This is a genomic window from Pseudomonas sp. NFACC32-1, from assembly GCF_900101215.1.
GTDB lineage: Bacteria > Pseudomonadota > Gammaproteobacteria > Pseudomonadales > Pseudomonadaceae > Aquipseudomonas.
The window spans coordinates 1-11,407 of the sequence record NZ_FMUL01000012.1; the positions used below are offsets into that span (position 1 = coordinate 1).

Consider the following 11,407-nt stretch of genomic DNA (forward strand, 5'->3'; position numbering starts at 1 on the left):
TCCTGCACCGCACCGGCCAGCACCACGCCGGCGATCAGCCAGAGCGTGCCGGGCAGGTAGCCCATCTGCGCCGCCAGCACCGGCCCGACCAGCGGCCCCGCGCCGGCAATCGCCGCGAAGTGGTGGCCGAAGAGGATGTGCTTGTTGGTCGGGACATAGTCCAGGCCATCGTTATTGAGCACGGCGGGAGTGGCCCGGCGCGCGTCGAGTTGCATCACGTTGTTGGCGATGAAAAGGCTGTAGTAGCGGTAGGCGACCAGGTAGATGGCCACGGCTGCGACGACGATCCAGAGGGCGTTGATCGCCTCGCCTCGACGCAAGGCCACGACGCCCAGGGCGCACGCTCCCACGACGGCCAGCAGTAGCCAGGGCAGATGGCGCAGCGGGCTATTATTGTTTTTCATTTTTATATTCCAGCCAGGGTGGACAAGAAAGACAGCCACAGGAGTTTAGCGCTAACCCGGACAAAGGCCATACCCGACATTCGTCTGCCGGCGGGCGAACGGTGGCGATGCCCCGTCCGTTGGCGTCTATAGTCAATGAATCTTCGAGAGGGAAAGCGTAATGAGCGATCGCCGCCGCTTCGTACGAATTGAATTCCATGCCCGGACCGAACTGATCCAGGGGTCCAACAAATGGCCGGTGGAACTGCTGGACCTGTCCCTCAAGGGCCTGCTGATCGAAAAGCCCGAACCCTGGCTGGGAGATCCCGAGCAAACCTTTACCGCCGACATTCACCTGAGCAACGAGGTGAAGGTGAAGATGGAAGTCCGGTTGATGCATGACGACCACGGCCACCTGGGCTTCGTCTGCGAGCATATCGACCTGGACTCCATCGCCCATCTGCGCCGGCTGGTGGAACTGAACCTGGCCGATAATGATGAGCTGGAGCGGGAACTGGGGGCGCTGATCCATATCTGAATCAGCGCCGATCCCTTGTGGCGAGGGGATTTATCCCCGTTGGGCTGCGCAGCGGCCCTAAAACCTGACAACCCGGTGCTTCAGGTCGATTGGCGTCGCTTATTCGGGGGGCTGCTTCGCAGCCCAGCGGGGATAAATCCCCTCGCCACAGATAACTCCCCTTACCACACACAGTCCCCTCAGCCTCCCGGGTTACTCGAACAACGCATCCAGCGCCTGTTCCAGGCGTGTCACCGCGATGATCTGCAACCCCGCTGGTGCTTCCTTGGGCGCATTGCCCTTGGGCACGATGGCGCGCTTGAAACCGTGCTTGGCCGCTTCCTTGAGCCGCTCCTGCCCACTGGGCACCGGCCGAACCTCACCTGACAGCCCCACTTCACCGAACACCAGCAGGTCGTGGGGCAGCGGTCGATTGCGCAGGCTGGACATAACCGCCGCCATCAAGGCCAGGTCGGAAGCGGTTTCCAGCACTTTGACGCCGCCCACCACGTTGAGGAAAACATCCTGGTCATGGGTAGGAATACCTCCGTGGCGATGCAGGACAGCCAGCAACATGGCAAGCCGGTTCTGATCCAGGCCCAGGGTGACCCGGCGTGGGTTCGCCAGATGGCTGTCATCCACCAACGCCTGCACTTCCACCAGCATCGGGCGGGTGCCTTCCCAGGTCGCCATGACCACGCTGCCCGGCACTTCCTCTTGGGCGCGCGTCAGAAAGATCGCCGAAGGGTTGGAGACTTCTTTCAGCCCCCTGTCGGTCATGCCGAACACACCCAGCTCGTTGACGGCGCCGAAGCGGTTCTTCACCGCCCGCAACAAACGCAGCCGCCCATCGGACTCACCCTCGAAGTACAACACCGTATCCACCATATGCTCCAGCACGCGCGGCCCCGCCAGCGCGCCCTCCTTGGTGACATGGCCCACGAGGAAAATCGCCGTACCGCTCTGCTTGGCGTAACGCACCAGCAGCGCCGCGCTTTCCCGCACCTGGGACACGCCCCCCGGTGCCGATTGCAATTGTTCGGTGAAGATCGTCTGGATCGAGTCGATCACCATCACCTTGGGCTTTTCCAGGCGAGCCGTGGCGATGATGGTTTCGATGCAGGTCTCGGTCATGACCCGCAATTGATCCTGGGGCAGGCCCAGGCGTCGGGCCCGCATGGCGACCTGTTGCTGGGATTCCTCGCCGGTGACATACAACGCAGGCATGCGGGTGGCGAGGTTGCACAGGGTTTGCAGCAGGATCGTGGATTTACCGATGCCGGGGTCCCCGCCGATCAACACCACGGAACCGTCCACCAGTCCGCCTCCCAATACGCGGTCCAGCTCACCGGACGCCGTGGAAAAGCGCGGGATTTCCTCGACACTGACTTCGGCCAGGGTCTTGATCTGCGCCTGCTGGCCAGCCCAGCCCGTACGCCCTGTGGGCGCCGCGGCACCGCCGCTTTCCACCATGGTTTCGGTCAGGGTATTCCAGGCACCGCATTCACTGCATTGGCCGGCCCATTTGGGAAAGGTCGCGCCGCACTCGGTGCAGCCATACATGCGCTTTGCCTTGGCCATCTGAACTCCGGGTAAAAACCGTGATGATAGCCCAGACGACGACCCGAACGGCCAGTTCGTCAACGTGGGGCCGGCATTCTGATTTCACCCTTGGCCAGATCCGCAGCCGTATTGCCCAAAGGGTCCCGGGCCTCGAGGTCCGCCCCCTTGCCCTTCAAGGCCTCGAGCAATTCGGCACGCTTGAACAGGCCGGCGTACATCGCCGCGGTCTGCCCCGCGCCGTTGCGCTGGTCCGGACTGCAATCGGTAGACAGCAAACGACGCGCAATCTGCACCTCGCCTTTGAAGATGGCGCCCATCAGTGCGGTATTTCCCCGCTTGTCCTGGGCGCAGGCATCGGCGCCAGCGGCCAGCAACCGTTCCACCGCCGGGCCATGGCCGTGATAAGCCGCCAGGATCAGGGCGGTGTAACCTTTTTCATCCTGGGTATCGAGCGAATAACCGGCTTCGATGAAGGTCTCGAGCATCGGCACGTCACCCCGCCGGGCGGCGTCGAAATAATAAGCCTGCAATTGTTCCTGCACCGCCACCGGGTCGGTAGGCACGGGTTGGTCGGCCCACCCGTTCAATGACCAGGCGGCGAGCAGCGATAAGAGAAACAGACGCATCGGCGCGACTCCTTGGGCCTGTGACTGTGGGAGCGAACGCGCTCCCACAGGTTTTGCGCAGGTGGATCAGTCGGTCAGTTTTTCCGCCAGTGCCTTGACCCGGGCCAGATCGCCCTTGGCAACCCGGGCCACGCCGGTGCCATATTCAGGGTCAGCCTTGTAGAGGAAGGACAGGATGATGTGCTTGCTCTCGTCATCGGTGGTCGCCAGCGACCCACCGAAGCTTTCGATCAGGTCGTTGCGCTCCTTCTGGTTGAACGAGCGGTACAGGTCACCGGCCTGCTTGAAGTTCTGCTCACGCTGGATCTTCGCCTGCTGGGTGCTGCCGCCAAGCGCGGTCTGGCTGTAGCGTGCCGAAGGCTGCTCGTCGCGAGGCATCAGGCGGCTCGGTTGATAGTTGACGCCGGTACTGGTGCTGCCAAGGTTCATCGCGCCGTCCTGGTTACCGTTGTTCACTGCAACCTTGGGTGCGTTGATGGGCAACTGCAATGCGTTGGCGCCTACCCGGTACATTTGGGTATCGGCATAAGAGAACACCCGACCCTGCAACAGACGGTCCTCGGAAGGTTCGATACCAGGCACCAGGTTGGCAGGCGCCATGGCCACCTGTTCGGTTTCCTGGAAGACATTCGCCGGGTTACGGTTCAAAACCATCTGCCCGACTTTACGCTCCGGCACTCCCGGCCAGATCTTGGTGGCGTCCAGCGGATCGAAATCGAACTTGGACAACTCTTGCGGCTTGAGCACCTGGACATACAGGTCCCACTTGGGGAAGTCGCCCTTGTTAATATGCGTGACCAAGTCATTGGTCATGTGGCTGTAATCCTGCCCCTGAACTTTCACAACTTCTTTCGGGTCGAGGTTTTTCAGACCTAGCAAACTTTTCCAATGAAACTTGACGTAATGAACTTCACCCTTGGCATTCACCAGTTTGTAAGCATGAACACCATTACCGTCCATTTCACGGTAACTGGCCGGCGTGCCGGAGTTGGAATACAGCTCGGTCAGGGTACGCGTCGCCTCGGGAACATGGGAGAAGAAGTCGAAACGACGTGAATCGTCATCCAGATTGGTTCTTGGGTCGGGTTTGAACGCATGGACCATATCGGGAAACTTGATGGCGTCGCGGATGAAAAAGGTCGGGAAGTTGTTCCCCACCAGGTCCCAGTTACCGTCGGCCGTATAGAACTTGGTGGCGAAGCCACGGGGGTCGCGCAGGGTTTCCGGCGAATGGTTGCCATGCACCACGGCCGAAAAACGCACGAATACCGGCGTGGTCTGGCCTGCCGCGAAGACCTTCGCCTTGGTCAGGTCACTGAGGTCGTTGGACACTGTGAAGGTGCCATGGGCACCCGTGCCACGGGCGTGGACCACGCGCTCTGGAATGCGTTCCCGATCGAAGCGCTGGAGTTTCTGGATCAGTTGCACGTCTTGCAACAGGGTTGGGCCGTTGGGACCCGCCGTCTGCGAGTTCTGGTTGTCGCCAACTGCCGCCCCGTTATCCCGGGTCAGGGTGGCCGCATTGACGGAAAGGGACAGCAGGCCGGCGGTCAGTGCAAAAAGGGCGCGACGGTGGGAAAGAGCCCCGCCGCCAAGGGAAGTATTCATAGGAATTTCCTCTGATGTTATAGAGCGCATCCATGTGCGCTTGTCAGAGGCTAGTGCCCGAAAAAGCAAAACCTAAATAGAAATGCCATACCGCTCCGATAGAAAAAACGTTATGGGGAACCGACGGGAAAGCGCGTATCACGCGCGATTGATGGCACTTTGTAAACTTTCAGGCCGGAACCGGGTCGATAACGAAGTGTTTTGTAAGCAGGCGTTTCGAGCGAGACGCATCCGGCTGAATTACACTGCCACCCAACCTCATCAGTCACAAGGAATCACTCATGGGCGTGCTAAGCGAGTTCAAGGCCTTCGCGGTCAAAGGCAATGTCGTCGACATGGCCGTCGGGATCATCATCGGGGCTGCGTTCGGCAAGATTGTTTCTTCATTTGTTGGCGACGTGATCATGCCTCCCATCGGCCTGCTGATCGGCGGCGTGGATTTCAGCAACCTGGCCATCACCCTCAAGGCCGCACAGGGCGACGCCCCGGCCGTGGTGCTGGCCTACGGAAAGTTCCTCCAGACCACCGTGGACTTCATCATAGTCGCCTTCGCCATCTTCCTGGGCGTCAAGGCGATCAACCGTCTCAAGCGCGAAGAGGCCGTGGCACCCAGCGCGCCGCCGGTACCCACCAAGGAAGAACAATTGCTGAGCGAAATCCGCGACCTGCTCAAGGCCCAGAACGAACGGCCCTGATCGATCGGCATTGAACGAGGCGTCCTGGCGACGCCTTGTTCCTACCAGTAATTCTCCACTGCCACCTGGCCCGGCCGGCGGGTAAGGCTCAGTTGCAGCCCCCTGGCCTTGAGCAGCTTGCGCGTGTCGTCGATCATTTGCGGGTTGCCGCACAGCATGACCCGCGAATGCTCCGGGGTCAGCGCGACACCGGCGGCCCGCTCCAGCTCACCGTTTTCGATCAGCGTGGTAATACGCCCATTGAGCGTGCCCGGATGCTGCTCGCGGGTGACCGTCGCGATGAAACGAAACTTGTGCGCGTGCTCGGCCAGGTAATCGCGCCGAGCCAGCCCGTCGATCAGCTCCTGATACGCCAGCTCCCGCGCTTCGCGGACGCTGTACACCAGGACGATCCGCTCGAATCTTTCCCAGACCTCGAAATCCTGGAGAATCGAAAGAAACGGCGCGACCCCTGTTCCGGTGGACAACAGCCACAAGTCCCTGCCGTCCACAAAGCGGTCCAATGTCAGGTAGCCAAAGGCCTGGCGCTCCACCAGCAGGCTGTCACCCGGTTCCAGGCGGCTGAGTTCGCTGGTGAATTCACCGCCGGGAACGACAATGGAAAAAAATTCGAGAAACTCGTCGAACGGCGAAGAGACCATGGAATAGGCGCGCCAGACGGTGCTGCCATCCGCCTTGACGACTCCCAGCCGGGCGAATTGACCTGCCGTGAAACGGAAGCCACGATCCCGGGACGTCCGCAGGGTAAACAGATGAGGCGTCAATGGTCGCACCTCCAGCAAGGTCTGGCGGGTGAACTTCTCTGCGCTGTCGGTCATGAGCCACTCCAAAGGAACGAGAGGCCACAGTGTCCCGCAAAGTGAGCGCCGTAACCACCGACAGAGAGTAGTGGCATTTAGTCATAAACTCATTGCCAGCTCTTCAGCTCGTATACAGAAGTTATACAAATATACGAGCCTGTAACGGTAACAATTATTCAAAGTGTTTAATCCAACGTAGCTTCGTGTAAGCAACATTAAAAAATCTAACTACAAGTTAGGAAAAGTCCTACACTGTTCTTTCGCACCCCCAAGATTGGATCCACGCAGCTGAACGTCAACCCAGGAGAGTGTGATGGACAAGTGGAAGGACTTACAGTTGAGGAAGTTATCTTGCGAAAAAGACCTCCAGGCCGCCTATCGCCTGGTCTTGAATTTCTTTAACAATCAAGGATTTGAGTTTTGCGCATTTGCGGCCTATCTCGGCAGCCCCAGCAACCATACCACCAAGGTAAACCTGAATAACTATCCCTATGGATGGGACCGATTATATGAACAGAACGGGTATGCTTCGAACGATCCGATAGTAGCACACTGCAATCAATCACCCCTTCCAATCCTCTGGGATGAAAACCTCTTCGCCCAAGCGCCCAAGTTATGGCACGAACTTAACCGACAAGGCCTCAGGTACGGCTGGACTCAGTCCGTCCATGACGATCACGGTGTTTATTGTAGCCTGTTCAGTCTTGCCCGGACTCATTGTCCGATCGATATAGAGGAGCATTACGGGAATCTCGGCTACGCCATTTTCGCCAGTCAGCGGTTGCATGCACTGGCCAGTAAAAAAATGTCGGATGTCGCCGAAACCACGCATAAATGCCATTTATCGCCCAGGGAGATCGAAGTGCTCAGGTGGTCCGCCGAAGGAAAGACCGCGTCGGAAGTGGGCAGAATCCTGTGCCTTTCCGAACGCACCGTTAACTTTCATGTGTGCAGTTGCATGCGCAAACTGAACGTCAGCAAGAAGATTTCAGCCGTCGCCAAGGCGGCCCACATTCATGTGATTTGAGAGCGAACCCACACCGTCAGCCTGAAAACCCACGAGTATTGCACAGCAAAAAAACGTACCATTCACGGCTCCACTTGAATGATGACGCGCCTAGCACGCGACGCAGTTCATTCAGGCGGTCCCGCTGCGAACACCTGCCCCAGGGCAGCGGGACATCCGTCGATTGCCAGAGTCCCCAGCCATGCCCCTGCTTGACAGCCCCTTCGCCCAGCTCGACCTGATCCGCCAGCCCGAACAGCAGAACGAACCGCTGCAGGCCTTCGATGCGGCCGATGAATATCTGCTCGCTCATCTGGCCGAGCAGCAACCGGCCACGAGTACCCGGGTCCTGGTGCTCAATGACGGTTTCGGTGCCCTGGCCGCCAGCCTGGCCGGCAAGGTCGATGTGATCAGCAGCAGCGACTCGTTCCTGGCCTTGCAGGCACTGGAAAAGAACCTGGTGCGCAATGGACGCGCTTTCGATGCGGTGCCTACATTGCCGGCCAGCGAACCGTTGGTCGGGCCCTTCGACCGTGTCCTGATCAAAGTGCCGAAGACCCTGGCCCTGCTGGAAGAACAACTGATCCGCCTGCAAGGTCAGTTGGCGCCCGGCGCCCAGGTGATCGCCGCAGCCATGGTCAAGCACCTGCCTCGGGCCGCGGGTGATCTGCTGGAGCGCTACATCGGCCCGGTGCAGGCCTCGCTGGCGGTGAAGAAAGCCCGCTTGCTGATCGCCACGCCAGCCGACAGAGCGCCAGCGGTATCGCCCTACCCTACCCGCTACCTGCTGGAAGAACCGAAGATCGAACTGCTCAATCACGCCAACGTGTTCTGCCGGGAAGGATTGGACATCGGCACCCGGGCGTTCCTGCCGCATCTGCCGAAGAACCTGGGGGCCGCCCAAGTCGCGGACCTGGGATGCGGCAACGGCGTGCTGGCCATTGCCAGCGCCCTGCAGAACCCACAGGCCCACTACACCCTGGTGGATGAATCCTACATGGCCGTGCAATCGGCCGCCGAGAACTGGCGGGCAGCCCTGGGCGAGCGCGAGATGACCGTGCGGGCCGGTGACGGCCTGGCCGGGCAAGCTGCGCAGTCATTGGACGTGGTGCTGTGCAATCCACCCTTCCATCAACAACAGGTGGTGGGCGACTTCCTGGCCTGGCGGATGTTCCAGCAGGCTCGCGAGGCGTTGGTGGTCGGCGGCGCGCTGTACATCGTCGGCAACCGGCACCTGGGTTATCACAGCAAACTGGCGCGGCTGTTCCGGGGCGTCGAGCAAGTGGCCGCGACGCCGAAATTCGTCATTCTCAAAGCCCGCAAATAGCGACCGCGGGATGCGAGCCCGACTCGCTCCCATCGGCGATCAATGGGTGGTCAGGCCGGCGGCGTTCATGAACATGCGCATCAGGCTGGCGACGATGAACAACGCCAGCACACTGCCCGCCCAGATCCCCACCAGCCAGCCAAGCCGCTGCCAGAGCGGCTTCTTTTCAGCGGCTTCGATGTCTTTGAGCTCTGGCTTGGCCATCCGCAACACCTCGCAGGTCAATCAATGGTAACCGTCATCATGGGTCACCTTGCCCCGGAACACGTAGTAGCTCCAGAAGGTGTACACCAGGATCAACGGAATGATGAACAGCGTCCCGACCAGCATGAACCCCTGGCTCTGGGGTGGTGAAGACGCATCCCAGATCGAAATGGAAGGCGGCACGATGTTCGGCCACAGGCTGATCCCCAGGCCGCTGTAGCCAAGGAAGATCAGCACGAGGGTCAGGATGAACGGTGTGTAGTTGGCGTTGCGGGCCACCGCCCGGAACAGCCCGTACATGGTTACCAGCACCAGGATCGGCACCGGCAGGAACCAGAACAGGTTCGGCAGGGTGAACCAGCGGGCCGCGATATCGGCGTGGGCCAACGGTGTCCAGATGCTGACGATACCGATCACCGCCAGCACCACGAACGCCAGCGGCCGGGCCAGGTCGTGCATCTGTTCCTGCAGCTTGCCTTCGGTCTTCATGATCAGCCAGGTGCAACCGAGCAAGGCATAGGCAGCGATCAGTGCCAGGCCGCAGAACACGGTGAACGGCGTGAACCAGTCCAGGGAGCCCCCGGCATACTGACGATTGACTACCTCGAAGCCGTCGATGAACGCGCCCAGCGCTACCCCCTGGAAGAAAGTGGCCGCCAGCGAGCCGCCGATGAAGGCCTTGTCCCAGAGGTGGCGCTTGTCGGCCTTGGCCTTGAAGCGGAATTCGAAGGCAACGCCCCGGAAGATCAGGCCGATGAGCATCAGGATCAACGGCAGGTACAACGCCGAGAGCACCACCGAATAAGCCAGCGGGAACGCCCCGAACAGACCGGCGCCGCCCAGCACCAGCCAGGTTTCGTTACCGTCCCAGACCGGCGCCACGGTGTTCATCATCACATCGCGGTCGCGCTCGCCCTTGATGAAGGGGAAGAGAATACCGATCCCCAAGTCGAAGCCGTCCATGATCACGTACATCATGATGCCGAAGATGATGACCACGGCCCAGATCAGCGGAAGATCAATACCCATGACTCAATTCCCCTTGTTCGAGCGGTCGTTGTGGTCCACATCGTCGCCACCTTCGTTGGCGGCTGACAGTGGCCGGGCCGGGGTGCGTTTCTGGCCCGGGCCGCCATCGGTCGGCTCGGCTTCGTGGGCCACCGGGCCCTTGCGTACCAGACGCATCATGTAGCTCAGGCCGGCACCGAACAGCGCGAAGTACACCACCACGAACAGCACCAGGGTGATGCTCATCTGGGCGAAGCTGTGACCGGACGAAGCATCGGCCGTGCGCATCAGGCCGTAGACCACCCAGGGCTGGCGACCGATTTCGGTGGTGAACCAGCCCGCCAGGATCGCGATCAACCCGGACGGGCCCATCCACAGCACCATGTGCAGGAACGGTCGCGACTGATAGAGCCGGCCGCCACGACGCAGCCAGAGGCTGCACAGACCGGTGAAGATCATCAGCAGCCCCAGGCCCACCATGATCCGGAACGACCAGAACACAATGGTCGAATTCGGGCGATCCTCGGGCGGGAATTCCTTGAGGGCCGGCACCTGCTTGTCCAGGCTGTGGGTCAGGATCAAGCTGCCCAGGTAGGGAATCTCTACCGCGAACCTGGTCCGTTCTTCCTTCATGTCCGGCCAGCCGAACAGGATCAGCGGGGTTGGCTCATTGCCGACGTTCTCCCAGTGGCCTTCGATGGCCGCGATCTTCGCCGGTTGATGCTTGAGGGTGTTGAGCCCGTGGAAGTCACCGATGACCGCCTGGATTGGCGCCACCAGCAACGCCATCCACATCGCCATCGACAGCATGCGGCGGATGGCCGGGTTGTCGCGACCGCGCAGCAGGTGCCAGGCAGCCGAGGAGCCAACGAAGAATGCCGTGGCGACAAACGCCGCCGTAGACATGTGCAGCAAGCGGTAAGGGAATGACGGGTTGAACACCACCGCCAGCCAGTCCACCGGAATCACCCGGCCATCGACGATTTCGTACCCCTGCGGCGTCTGCATCCAACTGTTGGAGGACAGGATCCAGAAGGTGGAGATCAGCGTGCCGATCGCCACCATCACCGTGGAAAAGAAATGCAGGCCACGGCCGACGCGATTCCAGCCGAACAGCATCACGCCGAGGAAGCCCGCTTCGAGGAAGAATGCCGTGAGCACCTCGTAGGTCAGCAGCGGCCCGGTGACCGCACCGGCGAAGTCCGAGAACCGGCTCCAGTTGGTCCCGAACTGATACGCCATGACCAATCCGGACACCACGCCCATGCCGAAGTTGACGGCGAAGATCTTCGACCAGAAGTGGTACAAGTCACGATAGGTGTCGTCGCGGGTCTTGAGCCACAGCCCTTCGAGCACCGCCAGGTAACTCGCCAGGCCGATCGTGATGGCCGGGAACAGGATGTGGAACGAGATCGTGAATGCAAACTGGATCCGGGCGAGATCGAGCGCCTCCAAACCGAACATAAGTCTTCCTCTGTCAGGTAAAACCGGCTGCGGGTGGGGCCTGCATCACGGCCCCTCGGATATGGAGTGCGATGCCTTTCAAATCGTTCTTTTTAAAACCGTCACGACGCAGGTATCTGGCCAGATGGCCTCCAGGCCAACGCCTCGGAGCGGTGTTGATCTGGATCAAGCAATGCTCAAAGAGTAGTCGCATTATTGCCGATGAA

At 60.5% G+C, this 11,407-nt stretch carries 12 protein-coding genes; 4 read left to right on the forward strand and 8 right to left on the reverse strand.

The window, feature by feature from the left end:
* Positions 1 to 404: carbon starvation CstA family protein (locus tag BLP99_RS17985; RefSeq protein WP_305367271.1), on the reverse strand; the 404-nt coding region annotated here is incomplete at its 3' end.
* 160 nt (positions 405 to 564) lie between these two features.
* Between BLP99_RS17985 and BLP99_RS17990 the strand changes: the two genes are divergently transcribed.
* The gene (locus tag BLP99_RS17990; RefSeq protein ID WP_092181277.1) at positions 565 to 921 is read left to right on the forward strand and encodes a PilZ domain-containing protein; all 357 of its coding nucleotides are present in this window, start codon (positions 565 to 567) and stop codon (positions 919 to 921) included.
* Between the two features lie 192 nt (positions 922 to 1,113).
* Here BLP99_RS17990 and radA read toward each other — a convergent pair whose 3' ends face one another.
* From radA to katB, 3 genes are all read right to left on the reverse strand, one after another.
* Positions 1,114 to 2,481, reverse strand: coding sequence for a DNA repair protein RadA (radA, locus tag BLP99_RS17995; protein ID WP_072396084.1), 1,368 nt, complete (start codon positions 2,479 to 2,481; stop codon positions 1,114 to 1,116).
* Positions 2,482 to 2,540: 59 nt separating this feature from the next.
* Positions 2,541 to 3,089, reverse strand: coding sequence for an ankyrin repeat domain-containing protein (locus BLP99_RS18000; protein ID WP_092181280.1), 549 nt, complete (start codon positions 3,087 to 3,089; stop codon positions 2,541 to 2,543).
* 66 nt (positions 3,090 to 3,155) lie between these two features.
* The gene (katB, locus tag BLP99_RS18005) at positions 3,156 to 4,697 is read right to left on the reverse strand and encodes a catalase KatB (RefSeq protein WP_092181283.1); all 1,542 of its coding nucleotides are present in this window, start codon (positions 4,695 to 4,697) and stop codon (positions 3,156 to 3,158) included.
* Between the two features lie 281 nt (positions 4,698 to 4,978).
* Here katB and mscL point away from each other — a divergent pair, with 281 nt between their 5' ends.
* Positions 4,979 to 5,392, forward strand: coding sequence for a large-conductance mechanosensitive channel protein MscL (mscL, locus tag BLP99_RS18010; protein WP_072396058.1), 414 nt, complete (start codon positions 4,979 to 4,981; stop codon positions 5,390 to 5,392).
* A gap of 41 nt (positions 5,393 to 5,433) precedes the next feature.
* Here mscL and BLP99_RS18015 read toward each other — a convergent pair whose 3' ends face one another.
* Positions 5,434 to 6,210, reverse strand: coding sequence for a ferredoxin--NADP reductase (locus tag BLP99_RS18015; RefSeq protein ID WP_072396057.1), 777 nt, complete (start codon positions 6,208 to 6,210; stop codon positions 5,434 to 5,436).
* Positions 6,211 to 6,505: 295 nt separating this feature from the next.
* Here BLP99_RS18015 and BLP99_RS18020 point away from each other — a divergent pair, with 295 nt between their 5' ends.
* Positions 6,506 to 7,219: an autoinducer binding domain-containing protein gene (locus BLP99_RS18020; protein ID WP_092181286.1), complete on the forward strand. Its 714-nt coding sequence runs from the start codon at positions 6,506 to 6,508 to the stop codon at positions 7,217 to 7,219.
* Between the two features lie 181 nt (positions 7,220 to 7,400).
* Complete coding sequence (locus BLP99_RS18025; protein WP_072396039.1) at positions 7,401 to 8,525, forward strand: methyltransferase; 1,125 nt, start codon at positions 7,401 to 7,403, stop codon at positions 8,523 to 8,525.
* A 39-nt stretch (positions 8,526 to 8,564) separates the two neighbouring features.
* On the opposite strand, the gene BLP99_RS18030 is transcribed toward BLP99_RS18025, so the two are convergent.
* Genes BLP99_RS18030 through BLP99_RS18040 form a run of 3 tightly spaced genes read right to left on the reverse strand, consistent with a single transcriptional unit; the run spans position 8,565 to position 11,201 of the window.
* Positions 8,565 to 8,729, reverse strand: coding sequence for a DUF2474 domain-containing protein (locus tag BLP99_RS18030; RefSeq protein WP_072396102.1), 165 nt, complete (start codon positions 8,727 to 8,729; stop codon positions 8,565 to 8,567).
* 21 nt (positions 8,730 to 8,750) lie between these two features.
* A complete protein-coding gene (gene cydB, locus BLP99_RS18035) occupies positions 8,751 to 9,758 on the reverse strand; it encodes a cytochrome d ubiquinol oxidase subunit II (RefSeq protein ID WP_053151661.1) in 1,008 nt (335 codons plus the stop codon).
* A 3-nt stretch (positions 9,759 to 9,761) separates the two neighbouring features.
* Positions 9,762 to 11,201 (reverse strand): cytochrome ubiquinol oxidase subunit I, encoded by a 1,440-nt coding sequence (locus BLP99_RS18040; RefSeq protein WP_072396036.1) that lies wholly within the window; start codon positions 11,199 to 11,201, stop codon positions 9,762 to 9,764.
* Positions 11,202 to 11,407 lie beyond the last annotated feature (206 nt).

Excerpts from the sequence above, each read along its gene's own strand:
- BLP99_RS17990 (WP_092181277.1), top strand. The coding sequence starts at position 565 with ATGAGCGATCGCCGCCGCTTCGTACGAATTGAATTCCATGCCCGGACC.
- radA (WP_072396084.1), bottom strand. The coding sequence starts at position 2,481 with ATGGCCAAGGCAAAGCGCATGTATGGCTGCACCGAGTGCGGCGCGACC.
- BLP99_RS18000 (WP_092181280.1), bottom strand. The coding sequence starts at position 3,089 with ATGCGTCTGTTTCTCTTATCGCTGCTCGCCGCCTGGTCATTGAACGGG.
- katB (WP_092181283.1), bottom strand. The coding sequence starts at position 4,697 with ATGAATACTTCCCTTGGCGGCGGGGCTCTTTCCCACCGTCGCGCCCTT.
- mscL (WP_072396058.1), top strand. The coding sequence starts at position 4,979 with ATGGGCGTGCTAAGCGAGTTCAAGGCCTTCGCGGTCAAAGGCAATGTC.
- BLP99_RS18015 (WP_072396057.1), bottom strand. The coding sequence starts at position 6,210 with ATGACCGACAGCGCAGAGAAGTTCACCCGCCAGACCTTGCTGGAGGTG.
- BLP99_RS18020 (WP_092181286.1), top strand. The coding sequence starts at position 6,506 with ATGGACAAGTGGAAGGACTTACAGTTGAGGAAGTTATCTTGCGAAAAA.
- BLP99_RS18025 (WP_072396039.1), top strand. The coding sequence starts at position 7,401 with ATGCCCCTGCTTGACAGCCCCTTCGCCCAGCTCGACCTGATCCGCCAG.
- BLP99_RS18030 (WP_072396102.1), bottom strand. The coding sequence starts at position 8,729 with ATGGCCAAGCCAGAGCTCAAAGACATCGAAGCCGCTGAAAAGAAGCCG.
- cydB (WP_053151661.1), bottom strand. The coding sequence starts at position 9,758 with ATGGGTATTGATCTTCCGCTGATCTGGGCCGTGGTCATCATCTTCGGC.
- BLP99_RS18040 (WP_072396036.1), bottom strand. The coding sequence starts at position 11,201 with ATGTTCGGTTTGGAGGCGCTCGATCTCGCCCGGATCCAGTTTGCATTC.